The following is a 14,983-nucleotide window of genomic DNA, read 5'->3' on the forward strand; positions in this document are numbered from 1 at the left end:
TATAATTGTGGTGTTTTCAATTGAACTAATCATAAATTTGATTTTGCTAACTGTATATGTTCATCTGATAAATCCAGTTTAGAATAAAATTCATATGCCTGTTCACACTCTGCTCTTGACAAATTAGATTCTTCCATTAAATACTCTATGCAATCTTCCTTATTTGCAAATCGGCTAACTAATCTTTTAAATTCTTTTAATCTTTCAAGTGCTTTTTCAAATTCTTCTTTAGATATTTTATTCATATTCTCTTACTCCTTTAAACCGACAACATATAGTTTATGGATTTATAAAACATTTATCTCTTTACTAGTATATACTCAATAGAATAATCTGTAAATTTTATTTGATATAATTTGCAGTCTTCACTACTAATGCCCTAACGCTACTTACTGAATAATTCCCTTTAATCCACACCTCAGGGCTACTAATAATTCCTTTTTCTTGCAACACTTTAACAGCATTCTCTATTTCTTCATCTTTACTAATAGCATCTTCTACATCTTGCTTTAATCTCTTCCATTCCTCTGTATTCTTCACATAGTACCTCGGACAATCCTTTCCTGTCACATCATAATGCCTAATAATCGCCTGTGTTGGCTCAAGCTTGTACTTTCCACATAAGTCTACAAGCAACTCAATAAGTGCCTTATATGCCGCATCTGTATATTTTCCTGTATTATCAGGATGGCATACCTCTATCCCAATGGAATAATTGTTAGCTGAACTAGCATGATAAGCCACCTCATTTTCAGGTACACATCTAATCACCACTCCATCATTCCCAATAATATAGTGAGATGAGGCATAAGTACCTCTCCCATCTTTAAGTGAGTTAAAATACTTTGCGTTATTCTCTGCTGTACTACCTGCATTTCCTATCCAATGCACCACAATGTTTTTAATGGTTCCTATTTTTGTTTGTGGTCTACTCCATTTGTTTGGTGTAATTAACATTTCTTTAATTGTAATTGCCATATTTTATATTACCTTTCTATGCTTTTATATTTGCTACGATTTGGTCTAATTTTGTATTAATATCCTTTGCTAAGACTGCATTAGTTTCAAGAAGTGCCCTGTTTGTCTGTGATAACTCCTCTAAGTGCCCCAATAATCGTTCTTCTCTTTCTTTTGTGTCCTGCCTGTTTTCATTCTGTACTTTTGCTATATAGTAGCCAAGCACAGCTACACAGGCAATAGGAAAACCTACGTTCTGTAATAGTTCAATGAAATTCATTTCTTATCCTTTCTAGTTGTATTCAATAATTTCAAAGCCATATACAATATTGCTATAAGCTGTACTGGCTGACATATTTTGAAATAATACTGTGTTGCCATTACTGATATATGGAATAACTAAATCTGCTGAACACTTAATAACATTAATAGATGACTTGGTTGAATCAACTGCTGAAATAGTTACTGGGAATGTAGTACTTATATCAATTTTATTGATTTTACCTTTATAAGTACTTACCTTCTTTACTGCTCCCTTGTTACTCTTTTCAATGGCACTAATAATTTCATCCTTGATGCTATTTATATCTTCTAATCGAATTTCCATATCTGCCACCTGACCTGCAAGTAAAATCATATTTTCTCTTATATCTTCATGTGCTTGATGATCCATGTTGTGCTGAGCTAATGATTCGGCTGTTAAATATACGAGGCTGTCATCAATAGTTGCTGTAATTTGTGCAGCATTGCTTACCATAACTGTTACATGAATCAGTTTTTCATTTAATGAATCCCTAGAAATATAAGAGGTATTTTCTGTGTAGCTATACATATAAAGATGTTCAATGTTGTCTGCACCCTTAGCATAAATACCAATTTCACTCCACTCAAAACTACTCAGAATATCTTCAACCTTTAATACTGCTGAAAGTGTTACCTGACTGCCATTTCTATCTAATTTGTTAATTGGTAGATTCTGTTTAACATTTATAAGCTTTTCTGCAAACCCTAAGTCCCCATCATATTGTCCATCACCTAATTCCATTCTTGTAAATTCTATAGGCTCACCTGCTAAGGCCTTAGATAATAGCTCCATACCTTTTACGGTAATACTTTTATTTTTAAATTCGCTCATTTGTCCTCCTACATATTTATTGTGTCTGCTGCCCTAATATAGACTCCCACATAACTATCAACTTCTACTGGTGCTAGTGTGGTAATATTCAATACTAAGTTACATGGTATTTTCTTTCTTAAATCATTATAAAGTGTTTCTATAAGATACTCCTTTGAAGCTAATACGCTAATGGTTAATGTGTACTGGTTATAATTCATATCTAATAAAAAGTTCCCTCTACCTAATGTGGTATTTAACATATTTGTTAGCCACATTAAAGTAAAAGGAATCGTTGAATTATATTTGTTTAGGATGTTAAATCTTCTTGTTGCTACATCTTCTGCATAAGGAATACTAAAAATCTTTTCATATCTACTTAAGCCTTCACTATTAGCTGATTCAATAAATTGATTATCTTGTAGCTGTAATATCTTCTCTCTTAGCTCATCAATCTCTGTACTAATTGTTGCATCCAGTTCTTGAAACTCTTTTATGTCATCTATAAACTCAGGCAAATACTTCTTTAATCTCATATATTAACCACACCCACCAATACTGGCACGTCCTCTCCTGACAGGTATAGATTTCTAGTTGAGCCATTGATTTGTGTATCTTCAATGTCAATAATACCCTCTATCTCTAAAATCTTTGATTCTATCTGGCTAATTCTAACCACTAGGTCATTATCAGACCAGTTTGCTCTTAGCTCACTAAGGTAGTTCTCAACAACCTCATCAACTCGACTGCACACGTTCTCCCAACTACTACCCTTAAATGTGAGGTGTGTGGTTAATTGTACTTCCACCTCGTTTGCTGCTTCTACCGTTACACTATGACCTATCGGTGCAATACCTAATCCTTCTCCACCATTTTGAACTGGATCAACCTTGGTTTGTACCTTGCCAATCAGCTCACTTGAAGGGATATTATTCTCCGTGTCAAGAAGTCTCAGTTTAACTGTTCCTCCACCATCCCATGCAGGATAAACCTTAACTTGTCCTACACCATCAATACTACCTACCTTTTCTTTATAGTCAGCTATATTTCCTCCAAAGGCTTCTTTTTCAAAACTATTAAAGTATCTGCACCTTAATGCATCATCTTGCTCCTCATTTGCACCAAATTGCACCACTTCAGCTAATATTGCCGAATTAATGTTCTCTACTGCATCAATATTAATCAGATTACCATCATAACGGTTTCCAATTACACCACTTTGCTCACATTTGAGTAAATATACACCATCTTGCATCAGTTCGGTGACAATATACACCAGTTCCTCCTTGCCCCATCTTGAGCCTATTGGTACTGTATTATCAAAATAACCTCTCCTAATTGAATGAGTAGCTTGTTTTCTATAAATACCACGTTCTGCACATCTTCTTTCTAGGTATTCACCATATGATGTATCTGCATAAACTCTCTTTTCTAATTCATCAATATAGAGGTATGCCTCATATAATTCAGCTACACATGGTGCAATTGCATCAAACAAAAAAGAGCCTTCGCTAGTATCTACACTACTACTGACCCTCTCAAGCGTTCTATTTAATAATTCATCATAACTAATTGTATTAGACATCTGTTGTTACCTCTCCAAAAGTTGTATTTACTGTGAAACTGATTTTTAATGTATCGTTTATAAGACTTATATCAAAGTTGTGGCATCCATTGATGTTGTCATTCATTATTAAGCACTCTTGTACTCTTCTTTCTACTTCACTTTTAATGAAGTCCGTTTCGTAACCTTGCCCTATTAATTCCTCTAAGTCTTGCCCATAGTCCCATGAATAAATAGGATAAATATATCTTTTGGTTAATAGTGCCTTATAGATCCACATCTTAAGTGCTGCTTTCCCTTCAAGAATTTTGCCTGTTAATTTGCCAGCTTGAAAATCAAATTCATATTCTTTATAGGTTCCTACTGACTGAGCTACTTCTATCACATCATTTGATAAGAACGGGAATAAACTCATAAGTTCACCACCTTACAAAGTACAATATACCTTTGCCTATTACTTGTAGGAACCATTGCTAGTACATCTCCTTTATTAAAGTTCTTTATATTCTCATTAACCATTAAATCCTCTCTATCTAAAAAAAGCTCACCAATACTGATGGATAAGGGATTAGTACTTTTTACCTTCCCTATCACTACAGCTGATGAGCTACTATTATTTTGTTGTTTTATTATGTTTAAAATTCCATTGTATGGATTATTCATACCCACCACCTACTTATCAGAATATTGTTGCTTATCCCCTCTATAACTTATATACTATTCTTAGTGAAATACATGTAGAAAGGGGAGCTGATATGAACTTAACTTCACCAAGTACTTTAGGTGGCATAATGCCTATATTTATGGTTGCCTACTTTATTATTCGTTTAGTATTTATAGGACTAACTATTTATGCATTAATCTTATTAATTAAAGCTCTAAAAATCTACATCAAGAAGAATTCCTAATTTAGGATTACTACCTGTAGCATATTGTTGCATGGGTAGTTTTTCTTTTTAGTTTTACTCTGGTTTCTTCACTTTTTTATAGCACCTATTAATAATAGTACCTCCTATCATACCAATAATAATTGGTAAAATACTATCCCCATCTAAAAAACCTATTATTTTCCCAATACCCCCTACAAGTAGCCCTATTAGAACGGCTATAATTATCTCTTTAAAGAAATCAATTGCTTTCTCCATAACTGCACCTCACAAAATATCTTTACTTGTTACACACATTATACCCCATTCAAAAAACAAACTAAATATTTAAATAATTCAAGATTAATTCTCATAATATATTGCCCATTACCCCACACACGTTCATCTGCTTCAATATAATAAGACCCGACCAACTTATAGATTTTTTCTATCACTACAGCTGATGAGCTACCATTATTTTGTTGTTTTATTAAATTTAAAATTCCGTTATATGGGTTATTAATTATTATCATCTCAATTCCTGTTAAAACTGTATCTAAGCTAGAGGAATATTTCAAATCATTTAGCCTAATACTCTATTTATGCCTTTACCTTAAACAAAAGTTCATTATGACTAAAATTTTCTCTAATAGAGTTTACAATAATTCCACAAGTCATCCCAACATCTATACTTTTCATAAAATGCCCATAGGCATGAATTTTCTTAATGCAGACCTTTATATCTTTAGTTGAAACAAGTACATCTCCAACTTTTAGGTCATTACATACTCTTCCACTTATAATCATGTCTGTATCATCTAAAATAAGATGGTGACTAGTCATATAATTCTTTAAATCATAAAAATCATCGCTTATTGGAATGTTTCCATAGGCCCACTGATATGTTATAAAAGCAGCTATTTTGTCCATATTCTTATCTCCTCAAATTTCTATTGGCAACCCAACTTATTTTTATAATACTGTAATTTAACATTTACTAATTTAGCACCATAGAAACATCTAAAATAAATCGCATTATGAAGTATGAAAAAGGAATAATACTGCTTAATCTATTTATATAATTTTTTTCATTAGGAAATTTCTTCTTTATTTTACTTTCCACTATCATACATAAAATGCAAAATAGAATTGTATATCCCCAAGAAAAAACAATGTTCTCAAAAAATATGTTTAAGGAAACAATACATCCTAATAATATGTTGTTTACAACTAAAATAATTTTATTTTTTCTGTTCATTGTGTTTTCCACCTAACTCTAGGTATTTTTTTGTTTTTTCTAACTATTTAATAATATACCACAATGTAGCTATCTTTTATATTTTAAATTTACTCTTAACACATATTTCCCACCGCTCCACTCATGCTCATCCGATTCAATATAAAAAGAACCCACTATTTTTGTAAGTGAGTCCTCTACTTTAATTACCTTACCACTAAGACAGCTTGTATTTCCTTTTACCGTTACCTGTGCTTCTCTTGCTATGCCTTGTAACATACTTCGCGCCACTGTTCTTGCCTGCTTATCTTCCTCTTTTATATAAATCTCTTGAAAAACACCAACTAAGCTAATAAGCTCATCATTCTGTACTACACCTAAATACTGGTCATTCTCATCATAAATCTTAACCTTATTAACCACACCTTCTGCATTCTCTGAGTAGGTACTCTCTAGAATATTAGAGTCTGCTTTTAGGATATAGTCTAGCACCTCTTTTCCTACTTCTTCTACGTTAAGCTTCCCCTGTTTCATGATAATATAGTATTTCTTCTTATTCTGCATACTCGCACTCTCGTAGGCTGACTTTATGATTTCATACATACCCATATTGCTACATAGCATCTTTTGAGGTATACCAGTTGAAGCTAACTTGCCTATACTAATACCTAAATCATTACAAATTGTCCTTGTAATTGCCTCAGCTGTTTTATTTTTAAAGTTATAGGTACCTTTACTCTTTGACAGCCTGATAGCATCATCATAGCAAGTAATCTGTATCGTTCCTTGCTCTCCAAATCTCTCATTATAAAATACTCTACCTCTAAATAATTCCTCACCAGTATCATCATACAAATACATTTTATCACCAATATTAGGATAAATCTTAGGTGCAAAGTGGTCATGTAAAGGATAGAGGAAATCTAATTCCAATACCCTTGCAATTTGTGATATGCTGCCACTCCATTTAATTGTACTGGTCATGTTGGTTACATCAATAGTTGCTGTTTTGTTTTTTAATACTACCTTTGGCATTAGATTACCAACCTTTGTCCCACTGATAATTTGCTTGGATCAGTAATGCCATTCTTCTGGGCAATAGCTATATAGTTGCTCCCATCACCAGTTACTTTCTTTGCAATAAGCCATAAAGTATCGCCTTTTCGAACGCTATAAGAGTTGGAGGGAGACTTCACTTCTCTAATAGTGGGTGGTGTGGTTAATGTAGTTTTGCTCTTCGTTGTAGTTGTTTGCCCTGTAGTTGTAATAAATTTATATTCTTTAAGTTCTAATGAAAAATACACATCACCTGTTCCATCTACTTCTGAATAAGTAAGACTCCCTATTGCCATTGCATAATTGATTGGTGTACCAGTCACAATCACTCTAATAGGCCTTCCTGAATCCTTCCATTTAAGTAATTGTTTAATATACTCATATGGTTTTTGAAAATCTCTATATAAACAAAAAGAATAATCTTGATTAGGGAAGAAACTCTCTATTGTCATGCTCATTAAACCAGTTTTACCAATTAAATTAATTTCACCTAATTGATTGATATTAACTGTTGTATTTTGATGAGGTATACTGACCTCAAAGGAAGAAGGAATAACTGGTAATCTTAGCCTTTCTTCATTGTTATTAAATGATAAATAATAATCCACCTGACCTCCTATGCCATATTTAATGCGTGTTTCTTAAATTTACTATATAAAGCATTTGCAATACGATCTATGTCTGCATCTTCTCTTACCACAATGGTATCTGCCAGTTTAGCTATATTAAATCCACTACTACTTCTTGCCCCATCATTAAAAGCCTTTTTAATACTTTCATCATGTGGGTATACTCTCGTTCCTCTAGGAAGGTCTACAATTTCAGCACCTCTATCATGAATCATAGCTGTGCCACCTTTCCAGTTATCCGTTCCTTTATAAAGCATAGGAATCTCAGGAATATTGAAACCAAACTCATGACCACCTAACCAATCAGGCATCTTGATATTGAGTTTATTTAATCCTCTAATCGTACCATTAATAAAACCTATAATCCCATTCATGACGCTTTTACAAACACCAGTAATTCCTTCAAAGATACCAGTAAATATACTTACAACACCTTCCCATGCCTTTTCCCAATCGCCAGTAAAAACACCAGTTATAAAATCAATAAGTCCAATAAAAATATCTACCACACCATTTATGATATCGCCAACGCCAGTCATAATCCCTTCAAAGTAGCCTATGACTCCTTCACAAAATACTTTAAAGACTTCAATGAGCATATCTACCCAAGGCTTAAGCTTTTCCCATAAGTCAACAAAGAAATCCCACAGTGCTTGTATAGCAAGTCCCATTGCTTCTTTTGTCTTTTCCCAGGCCTCTTTTAGTTTTTCAAAGTCTACACCACAGTTTTGAAGTACCTCTTTAATCTTATCAAACACACCTTTAAAGAATGCCTTAATTGGCTCCCAATACTTGATAACTAAGAAAGCTACTAAAGCAATAGCCATAACAATTAAAACAATTTTATTGGCAGGGCTCATAATGACTTTCATAATCGAACTTGAGTCTTTAACAGACCTTCCAAACTTACCAAAACCTGTTGCTACTTTTCCTATGCCTTTTATAAGCTTTCCAAAGATTAAAATGACTGGTGGAATAATAGCTATAATACCTGCCCATTTAAGAAGTTGGTCTTTTTGCTCATCACTCATATTATTAAATTTATCCACTACCCCTTGAATAATCTCTGCTAATCTTCTTGCAAAAGGCATCAGTCGTTCACCTATAGCCAGTGCTAGTGATTCAATACCACTTTTGATAAGGGTAACTTGTCCTGATAAATTATCAAGCATTACCTCCGACATTTCCTCTGCTGAGCCAGTTGAATTATCTATAGAGTTTGCTAGTTTATCAAAAGCTTCATCTGAGGCATTCATAATGGCAAGAAAACCTGCCATCCCTGTTTTACCAACAAGTAACTCTGCATTCGTTGCTTTTTCTGCATCAGTTAGTCCTTTAAAGGCCTTACGCAAATTTCTAAGTGTTTCTCTAAAAGGCTTCATTGTTCCATCTGCATTAGCTGTTTCTATTAGATAAGTACCTAAATTTTTACCACTCACTTCAATCGTTCCATTAAGATCAGTCATCATTCGACGAAGGGCTGTACCTGCATTAGATGCTTTAACCCCTGAGTTGGCCATAAGACCAATTGCAAGGGCTGTGTCCTCTATAGAATAATTAAAGGCTCCTGCTACTGAACCTGCATAGGTAAAGGCTTCTCCCATCATTTCAATAGTGGTATTGGCTCCTGTTGCTGTAGCCGCTAAAACATCAGCAAACATAGAGGACTCGCCTGCCTCCATACCAAAGGCTGAAAGACCATCTGTAATAATGTCACATACAGCTGCTAAATCTTCACCAGTCGCACTAGCTGCCGATAAAATCCCTGCAGTACCATCTAGCATTTGATTAGCATCCCATCCTGCAAGTGCCATATATTGCATGGCTTCACTTACCTGAGTAGCACTCCAAGCTGTAGAAGCACCCATTTCAGTTGCTTTCCTTTTAAGCGCTACTAAATCTTCTGCTGTAGCTCCTGACAGGGCTTGAACCTTAGACATTGAGCTATCAAAATCCATAGTAGTTTTTAAACTTGCAGCACCTAACCCAAGTATTGGTGTAGTTATCCCTAAAGTTAATGAGCTTCCTATACTGGCAATGTTATCCCCTACTTTTTGAAGGTCTTTTCCTACCCTTTGAGCTTGTCTTGAGTATTGAAGGAGTCCACTTTGTGCATTAGTGAGTGTTGGTGTAAAGTTATCAGTTAATCTTAAGATAGCATCTATAATTTTTGCTATAAGCTACCACCTCCATAAAGCTGTTTCATCTCTTCATTGCGTTCTTCTATCTCACGTTTAATAAAACAACTTAGTATTTTTCTCTCACCTAGTGGCAACCAGTAAACCTCTGAGGGTTTCATATTTTTATATTTAAAGAGTAAATACATAACCTGCATATCATAGTCGGTGTCTATTGCTTTTTTATTTCTTCCTCATCTTCTGATTTCTCATATCCTGAAAGTTCAGTAATGACATTTGATAACTCTGCAATTTCTCCTGCTAAAAATAACTTCTTAACTAACTCTTTTGGAGTTACTACACCAAAGTAACCAAGTAATCTTTCATCCTTCATGCTAGGTTCAACCACACCCTCAATAAGGGTAAGTACCTGCATCTCGTAGAGGTTAATATTCCGCAAGGCTCCTTTCTTGTTAAGGTCAATAGCTGAACGCTGAATATCTGCATAACGTTCTCCATCAATCGCCTTACAAGTTACCTTAAAAGATTCTCCTAAAACTTCTGAAAGTCTTGGCATTTCAACCTCTCTTGTAGGCATCTCCATTAATTTTGCTTTATCCATCTGTAATAACTTATCAATTAAACTCATGTTGTCCTCCTTAAATTGTGTCTAATAAATCCCAATCACTAAATGTAAAACTTACTTGTTCTTCTCCTAATGTCTTAGCTGACCAGTTTGCAAGAGTAAGCTCATCAAAAACTGCATCTTTAATAACTACGCGTTCTGCTCCATTTGAATCAGGATCATCTAGCTTCGAAATAATCGTGCAAACAGTTTGTCTACCTGCTTTCATATCCTCACTTAATTTTTTGATAAAAAAAGAGGATACCTTGTTGAGCGTTAATTGCCCTGTACAAGAATATCCTATTATCTTTTGTGCTTTCGCCAGTCTTCGTGTCATATTGACATCTGTTTTATCTAATGTCACCTTGGCTTCAAAGGCTGTAACCTCTGCCATGTAAGTTCCATCAATCCATATTTCTCCCCAAGTACCATTAATGACTTGGTGTGCCGAAAATTTATCCATTTTGCCTCCTTAAATTAGGTATGAAAAAAGGACTCCGAAGAGCCCTCATAATCTGCATATATTAGTATTTACTATATTTATAATTCATTCTTAATTACTCATGAGATATTATTGTTTTAATTTGTAAGTAGTAACAACCCTATCTGTTCCTTTAATTCTATGAGCCTCAGTAAAATAATAATTAGCTTCTAGGTCTATTCTTTCTGCAAAGTTTAATGTATGAAGTACTTTTCCTTTTACTATATCTCCTTGCTTTTTGCATTCATTCCAGTTATCATAAATTACTCTTACTTCACTAGAATATTTCTCAACATATGACTTTTCCACTTTTTGCTCATAGGTAGTAATAATTTTATTCGTACTTCCTATTCTTTCAGCATATATAAATGTATATTCACCATTTAGATCTATTTCTGAATCAGGCACCAGTTTAAATAGCACATCACCCTTTAATATATCACCTTGAGCTTTAAACTCATCCAAACTATTAAATATTACTTTTACTTTCTTAGGTGTGTCTATTGAACTAGGTTGTTTAGACTCTTGTTTCAAATTAACTGTTGAATTTGCAAATACCATTACAGGTACAATTAATGTTAATAGAAATAGTATATATCTTCTTTTCACTTCACCCATCTCCTATTTTCTTTATATTAAGAAAATTATAACATTTGTTTCTTTATAGTACAACCCTAGATATAAAGTGTATTACCTAAATGGCAACGCTTAGAGTAATATCCTCAATAGCATCTAATATCTTAATACTAGCTCCTAAAAACACCTTATCCTTTGTGTTATACTCCTTTAATTCCTGCTCATTAAAACTCTCTATACCTATACCGATTGATTTTAAATAGGCTGTCTGACCTTCAACATCAATATAAACCCTATTATCAAATTTATTATCTAAGATACCATCAAGCACCAATTGGTCTAAATAGGCTTGAATAGCTGTAATAAGTAAGCACTTATTATCATAACTATTAGCATACTTACCTAAATAGCTATCTTCTGCTGTTTTTTTAATATCATCATGAATCATGTGCATTGCATCTACAATCTTAACTTTTTTAAAGCTTTCACCCTTATCTTGAGTTGTAGTTACTAGACTATTAACCGCTCTTGCTACTTTAACTTTATCTCCATCATGATATAAAATTAGTTCACCCTTATTAATAGCCTCATCCATTTCAACTTTTGTTTTCTTTTCAAAGTCTACCACTTCATTTAATGGGGCAAAGGTAGCTGATATAGTCATAGGTGTACCTGCTAAAAGCCCTGCAATACGTGAACAATATTCTGCTGTGGTGTAGGTTCTATTTTCCGTTACAATACCATCACTAGTAAAATTAATAATACTTTCATGATCTCCTTTACAATGCGGCAATACTACTTTTACCTTTTTATCTAAGGTTTCAATTAACGTCCTAATCCATGTTGCAATAGTTGTTACCTCTTGCCCTTCTATTTCAGGAATAGCTAAATAGTCCCATCTTAATGTCTCTAAGTGATTCATAGCTTCATTGTAATTTGCCTCTTCTTCAGGCATTACAACTACAATCACCTTTCTAGGTGGTGTTTGATAACCCATTAAGGCAAGCTGTACTTGCTCCTTATTAAATTCCTTTAAATTCGTTGGTATATCCGAAGGCACTAATACTACATGGCTTTCTATATTATCCACACCATCACGTAGCACTAAGGCCACAATGCCTCGCTCTCCCCTTTTAATCACTGAGGAGGCTGTCTCTTTAAAATTAATAATGACTGAGGGTAATCCCATCATTTCACCTCTTTCTAATTGTAAATAATCTCTTTCACTAATTCACCGTCTGGCTCACTAGAAGCCAACTCATAATAATTAATATCAAATATAAATTGATAATTATCTCCATCCTCTCCTACTTTTTCAGTATTCGTTTCTTGGATTATAAATCTCCTATTATCCACACTAAGCACCTGTCCAAACGCTACCTTAAGTTCTTGCATTACCTTATAGTTTTTGAGGCTTTCAGTAGTATTAGAGAAATAGCTAACTGTGATAAGTAGCTGCTCCTCTTTAATACTTTTGGTGTGGTTAATACTATTTACTGGCATGATGCCAACAAAAAAAGAAGGTGTTTTATAACCTTCTCTTACTTCATCACCATATATAGGTATATTAGGAAATGCTTCCTTTATGACCATTGTTACTGCTTTTGCAATATCTTGATATAACACCATTACTTTAATCCTCTTAATAGGTTATCAACCATTTTTTCTACTTCTTTAGGAAAGGATTTTTGATATTCAAGAGCTGTTTGTTCTACCATAAATTTACCTTGCACTCGCTTTCCTGTATCTCTGCCATTCTTATCAACTACTTTATGTCCACGTTCCACTAAATGAAAATGAGGCGAGGTAGACCTAAATTCTACATAAAGGTCTTTCCCTGCCCCTTTCACTCTACTTACTCTATAAGATTTCATAAGTTTTCGCTTGCTTGTCACACCACTATCAGGTGTTTTCTTCTTAACTGAGTTCCTAAACTTGTTACCCATTTTAGTTAAAAGTATTTCTGACTCATAGGGATAGCGTGTAGAGATATAATTAAGTTTCTTTTGCATGGTATCTAACCCTTGTATTTCTAATCCCACATTTCACCTTTCCATGTTGCTGTAATTTCTAGTGCAAAATGTCTTTCTTCAACATCTAAGACTTGATGAATGTAGAGCTTTTTGCCTTCATAATTGATGAGCATTTCTTGATTGATGCCTTTATGATAGCGGGTTAATATTTTATAGGTGGTTTCACTACTTAATCTTTGAGCTTCCGTTTGTTGATGTCCTCTTAATGGCTCAATAAAAGCCCATACCATCTTTATTGGTACAGGCTGTTGAATAAGTTGTCCTATTTCATTATCTACTTCTGAATAGGATATAAATGTAATTCTTCTGTTTAGTTTTCCACTGTCGAAATGTATTTTATCACTTTCTTTCTAGTTATAATAAATTGATTGAATCTAATATCCTATATATTTCGTTATTAGTAAGATTATAAAATTGTAAATAGTACACATAATTTCCTATTGACATAGCTGCAATTTTAAATTTCTCATCTTTAAAAGTAATACTAGCTATTGGAAAAGTAATATTATTTTGATTGATATATTTTTTTAAGACTTTTACTTTTGTTTTATTTATACTACTGCCGCTTGAATCTATTTTATCACTAGAATCATACCACGAAACTTCAGCGCCTTCCCTACTATCAGGTTCACCTTCCCAATTTGCATAATCAAGATAAAAATGTATTTTCTTGTCACCCTGAACGAAGGTAGCTTCCCATTGTCTCTTCACTAGATTTCCCATTATATCATAACAATACCTAAATCCGTCTTGAGATAATGAATATTGTTCAGTTAGGTCTACTGGTAACATTATAGGTATATCTGTCTCTATATACATCTTCTCTAAATCTCTATATACTTCTCCATGTTCTCCTAAATCTGTACTCACTTCAGTTACCGTTGGAACTAAGCCTACATTATCTACATCTTCTATACTTTGACTAGCCTTTAGGTCATATGACTGCTCCTTACCTACTACAAATCCATCCTTTGTAAATCGCACTATATTCAATCCAAATGATGATGCATAAACATAATAACTGCTCAGCCCCAGTACAATAAAAATGCATGCTACAACACTAAATTTCTTTATAAAACTCGCGGCACTAACTAAAGAGTTTTGTTTGCAATAATTAGTACTGTTTATAAGAATCTGCTCTTTTAATTTATCTTCAACAAGAATATCTTTCATTACTTCATTGATGTAAGATTTTATATTCTCCATCCCAACCACCTACTTCTAAATATTCTTTTAGTTTTACTTTCGCTCTTGCAAGCCTTTTATTTACTGCTGTCTCACTAATACTTAATATATCTGCAATTTCTTTGATTTTATATTCTTGATAATAATAAAGTAAAATAACTTCTTTTAATTTTGTTGGCAACCTCATAATTGCAGATAACAATTCGTCATTAATTATTTTAGAAAATTGCTCTACATATGATACCTCTGGCATATTATCTAATTTGATTACATTTCGAATCCAATAATTTTTTACATAATTTTTACATACATTAATCGTAATCTTTATTATCCAAGTTTTTTCAGATGATTCTCCTTTAAATTTTTCTAAATTTCTAAATACCTTTAAATAAGTATCTTGTAAAGCATCTTGTGCCAAATTAATATCTTTAAGATACAAATAGCATAATCGTAATAATTCATCCCCATACATTTCAATCAACTCTTCTACCTTTTGATGTAAATTATCCTCTGCTATTTTAATCACCCCCTAATTAATTAGAC

At 33.4% G+C, this 14,983-nt stretch carries 24 protein-coding genes; 1 reads left to right on the top strand and 23 read right to left on the bottom strand.

All coding sequences use genetic code 11. The features are described from left to right. Positions 1-29: 29 nt before the first annotated feature. From QTL86_RS09130 to QTL86_RS09165, 8 genes are all read right to left on the bottom strand, one after another. Positions 30-245 carry a hypothetical protein gene (locus tag QTL86_RS09130; protein WP_410497014.1) on the bottom strand — a complete coding sequence of 72 codons (216 nt, stop codon included), beginning with the start codon at positions 243-245 and terminating at the stop codon, positions 30-32. A 97-nt stretch (positions 246-342) separates the two neighbouring features. Then, complete coding sequence (locus QTL86_RS09135; RefSeq protein ID WP_410497015.1) at positions 343-978, bottom strand: N-acetylmuramoyl-L-alanine amidase family protein; 636 nt, start codon at positions 976-978, stop codon at positions 343-345. 16 nt (positions 979-994) lie between these two features. Next, entirely contained in the window at positions 995-1,237 is a 243-nt protein-coding gene (locus QTL86_RS09140) for a hypothetical protein (RefSeq protein WP_410497016.1), read from the bottom strand. 12 nt (positions 1,238-1,249) lie between these two features. Beyond that, positions 1,250-2,092, bottom strand: a complete 843-nt coding sequence (locus QTL86_RS09145) for a phage tail protein (RefSeq protein ID WP_410497017.1) — start codon at positions 2,090-2,092, stop codon at positions 1,250-1,252. A gap of 8 nt (positions 2,093-2,100) precedes the next feature. Next, entirely contained in the window at positions 2,101-2,607 is a 507-nt protein-coding gene (locus QTL86_RS09150) for a putative phage tail protein (protein ID WP_410497018.1), read from the bottom strand. Further along, positions 2,604-3,656 (bottom strand): baseplate J/gp47 family protein, encoded by a 1,053-nt coding sequence (locus QTL86_RS09155; protein ID WP_410497019.1) that lies wholly within the window; start codon positions 3,654-3,656, stop codon positions 2,604-2,606. Before QTL86_RS09155 ends, QTL86_RS09150 begins: the two co-directional genes overlap by 4 nt. After that, complete coding sequence (locus tag QTL86_RS09160) at positions 3,649-4,050, bottom strand: DUF2634 domain-containing protein (RefSeq protein WP_410497020.1); 402 nt, start codon at positions 4,048-4,050, stop codon at positions 3,649-3,651. The genes QTL86_RS09155 and QTL86_RS09160 overlap by 8 nt, the downstream gene beginning before the upstream one ends. Further along, complete coding sequence (locus QTL86_RS09165) at positions 4,047-4,298, bottom strand: DUF2577 family protein (RefSeq protein WP_410497021.1); 252 nt, start codon at positions 4,296-4,298, stop codon at positions 4,047-4,049. Before QTL86_RS09165 ends, QTL86_RS09160 begins: the two co-directional genes overlap by 4 nt. A 92-nt stretch (positions 4,299-4,390) precedes the next feature. Between QTL86_RS09165 and QTL86_RS09170 the strand changes: the two genes are divergently transcribed. Then, positions 4,391-4,543 (top strand): hypothetical protein, encoded by a 153-nt coding sequence (locus QTL86_RS09170; protein WP_410497022.1) that lies wholly within the window; start codon positions 4,391-4,393, stop codon positions 4,541-4,543. Positions 4,544-4,597: 54 nt separating this feature from the next. Here QTL86_RS09170 and QTL86_RS09175 read toward each other — a convergent pair whose 3' ends face one another. From QTL86_RS09175 to QTL86_RS09245, 15 genes are all read right to left on the bottom strand, one after another. After that, the gene (locus tag QTL86_RS09175; protein ID WP_410497023.1) at positions 4,598-4,780 is read right to left on the bottom strand and encodes a hypothetical protein; all 183 of its coding nucleotides are present in this window, start codon (positions 4,778-4,780) and stop codon (positions 4,598-4,600) included. A gap of 321 nt (positions 4,781-5,101) precedes the next feature. After that, complete coding sequence (locus QTL86_RS09180; protein ID WP_410497024.1) at positions 5,102-5,431, bottom strand: hypothetical protein; 330 nt, start codon at positions 5,429-5,431, stop codon at positions 5,102-5,104. Positions 5,432-5,828: 397 nt separating this feature from the next. Further along, positions 5,829-6,773, bottom strand: a complete 945-nt coding sequence (locus QTL86_RS09185) for a hypothetical protein (RefSeq protein WP_410497025.1) — start codon at positions 6,771-6,773, stop codon at positions 5,829-5,831. After that, on the bottom strand, positions 6,773-7,402 hold the full coding sequence (locus QTL86_RS09190; protein ID WP_410497026.1) for a LysM peptidoglycan-binding domain-containing protein: 630 nt from the start codon (positions 7,400-7,402) through the stop codon (positions 6,773-6,775). The genes QTL86_RS09185 and QTL86_RS09190 overlap by 1 nt, the downstream gene beginning before the upstream one ends. A gap of 8 nt (positions 7,403-7,410) precedes the next feature. Further along, the gene (locus QTL86_RS09195; protein ID WP_410497304.1) at positions 7,411-9,600 is read right to left on the bottom strand and encodes a phage tail tape measure protein; all 2,190 of its coding nucleotides are present in this window, start codon (positions 9,598-9,600) and stop codon (positions 7,411-7,413) included. Further along, a complete protein-coding gene (locus QTL86_RS09200) occupies positions 9,597-9,722 on the bottom strand; it encodes a hypothetical protein (RefSeq protein ID WP_410497027.1) in 126 nt (41 codons plus the stop codon). Before QTL86_RS09200 ends, QTL86_RS09195 begins: the two co-directional genes overlap by 4 nt. A gap of 50 nt (positions 9,723-9,772) precedes the next feature. Next, positions 9,773-10,189, bottom strand: coding sequence for a phage tail assembly chaperone (locus QTL86_RS09205; protein WP_410497028.1), 417 nt, complete (start codon positions 10,187-10,189; stop codon positions 9,773-9,775). A gap of 10 nt (positions 10,190-10,199) precedes the next feature. Continuing rightward, a complete protein-coding gene (locus tag QTL86_RS09210) occupies positions 10,200-10,628 on the bottom strand; it encodes a phage tail tube protein (RefSeq protein WP_410497030.1) in 429 nt (142 codons plus the stop codon). A gap of 108 nt (positions 10,629-10,736) precedes the next feature. Then, positions 10,737-11,255 carry a hypothetical protein gene (locus tag QTL86_RS09215; RefSeq protein ID WP_410497031.1) on the bottom strand — a complete coding sequence of 173 codons (519 nt, stop codon included), beginning with the start codon at positions 11,253-11,255 and terminating at the stop codon, positions 10,737-10,739. 85 nt (positions 11,256-11,340) lie between these two features. After that, entirely contained in the window at positions 11,341-12,411 is a 1,071-nt protein-coding gene (locus QTL86_RS09220) for a phage tail sheath subtilisin-like domain-containing protein (protein ID WP_410497032.1), read from the bottom strand. A gap of 14 nt (positions 12,412-12,425) precedes the next feature. Next, positions 12,426-12,851, bottom strand: coding sequence for a DUF6838 family protein (locus QTL86_RS09225; RefSeq protein ID WP_410497033.1), 426 nt, complete (start codon positions 12,849-12,851; stop codon positions 12,426-12,428). Next, positions 12,851-13,264 (bottom strand): HK97 gp10 family phage protein, encoded by a 414-nt coding sequence (locus QTL86_RS09230; RefSeq protein WP_410497034.1) that lies wholly within the window; start codon positions 13,262-13,264, stop codon positions 12,851-12,853. Before QTL86_RS09230 ends, QTL86_RS09225 begins: the two co-directional genes overlap by 1 nt. Further along, complete coding sequence (locus tag QTL86_RS09235; RefSeq protein WP_410497305.1) at positions 13,255-13,590, bottom strand: phage head closure protein; 336 nt, start codon at positions 13,588-13,590, stop codon at positions 13,255-13,257. The genes QTL86_RS09230 and QTL86_RS09235 overlap by 10 nt, the downstream gene beginning before the upstream one ends. A 19-nt stretch (positions 13,591-13,609) precedes the next feature. Further along, positions 13,610-14,461, bottom strand: coding sequence for a hypothetical protein (locus QTL86_RS09240; protein WP_410497035.1), 852 nt, complete (start codon positions 14,459-14,461; stop codon positions 13,610-13,612). Continuing rightward, positions 14,433-14,966: an RNA polymerase sigma factor gene (locus QTL86_RS09245; protein WP_410497036.1), complete on the bottom strand. Its 534-nt coding sequence runs from the start codon at positions 14,964-14,966 to the stop codon at positions 14,433-14,435. The genes QTL86_RS09240 and QTL86_RS09245 overlap by 29 nt, the downstream gene beginning before the upstream one ends. Positions 14,967-14,983: the final 17 nt, after the last annotated feature.

The organism is Cellulosilyticum sp. ST5, assembly GCF_046529625.1.
Taxonomy (GTDB): Bacteria; Bacillota; Clostridia; order Lachnospirales; family Cellulosilyticaceae; genus Cellulosilyticum; species Cellulosilyticum lentocellum.

Excerpts from the sequence above, each read along its gene's own strand:
- QTL86_RS09130 (WP_410497014.1), bottom strand. The coding sequence starts at position 245 with ATGAATAAAATATCTAAAGAAGAATTTGAAAAAGCACTTGAAAGATTA.
- QTL86_RS09135 (WP_410497015.1), bottom strand. The coding sequence starts at position 978 with ATGGCAATTACAATTAAAGAAATGTTAATTACACCAAACAAATGGAGT.
- QTL86_RS09140 (WP_410497016.1), bottom strand. The coding sequence starts at position 1,237 with ATGAATTTCATTGAACTATTACAGAACGTAGGTTTTCCTATTGCCTGT.
- QTL86_RS09145 (WP_410497017.1), bottom strand. The coding sequence starts at position 2,092 with ATGAGCGAATTTAAAAATAAAAGTATTACCGTAAAAGGTATGGAGCTA.
- QTL86_RS09150 (WP_410497018.1), bottom strand. The coding sequence starts at position 2,607 with ATGAGATTAAAGAAGTATTTGCCTGAGTTTATAGATGACATAAAAGAG.
- QTL86_RS09155 (WP_410497019.1), bottom strand. The coding sequence starts at position 3,656 with ATGTCTAATACAATTAGTTATGATGAATTATTAAATAGAACGCTTGAG.
- QTL86_RS09160 (WP_410497020.1), bottom strand. The coding sequence starts at position 4,050 with ATGAGTTTATTCCCGTTCTTATCAAATGATGTGATAGAAGTAGCTCAG.
- QTL86_RS09165 (WP_410497021.1), bottom strand. The coding sequence starts at position 4,298 with ATGAATAATCCATACAATGGAATTTTAAACATAATAAAACAACAAAAT.
- QTL86_RS09170 (WP_410497022.1), top strand. The coding sequence starts at position 4,391 with ATGAACTTAACTTCACCAAGTACTTTAGGTGGCATAATGCCTATATTT.
- QTL86_RS09175 (WP_410497023.1), bottom strand. The coding sequence starts at position 4,780 with ATGGAGAAAGCAATTGATTTCTTTAAAGAGATAATTATAGCCGTTCTA.
- QTL86_RS09180 (WP_410497024.1), bottom strand. The coding sequence starts at position 5,431 with ATGGACAAAATAGCTGCTTTTATAACATATCAGTGGGCCTATGGAAAC.
- QTL86_RS09185 (WP_410497025.1), bottom strand. The coding sequence starts at position 6,773 with ATGCCAAAGGTAGTATTAAAAAACAAAACAGCAACTATTGATGTAACC.
- QTL86_RS09200 (WP_410497027.1), bottom strand. The coding sequence starts at position 9,722 with ATGAAACCCTCAGAGGTTTACTGGTTGCCACTAGGTGAGAGAAAAATA.
- QTL86_RS09205 (WP_410497028.1), bottom strand. The coding sequence starts at position 10,189 with ATGAGTTTAATTGATAAGTTATTACAGATGGATAAAGCAAAATTAATG.
- QTL86_RS09210 (WP_410497030.1), bottom strand. The coding sequence starts at position 10,628 with ATGGATAAATTTTCGGCACACCAAGTCATTAATGGTACTTGGGGAGAA.
- QTL86_RS09220 (WP_410497032.1), bottom strand. The coding sequence starts at position 12,411 with ATGGGATTACCCTCAGTCATTATTAATTTTAAAGAGACAGCCTCCTCA.
- QTL86_RS09225 (WP_410497033.1), bottom strand. The coding sequence starts at position 12,851 with ATGGTGTTATATCAAGATATTGCAAAAGCAGTAACAATGGTCATAAAG.
- QTL86_RS09240 (WP_410497035.1), bottom strand. The coding sequence starts at position 14,461 with ATGGAGAATATAAAATCTTACATCAATGAAGTAATGAAAGATATTCTT.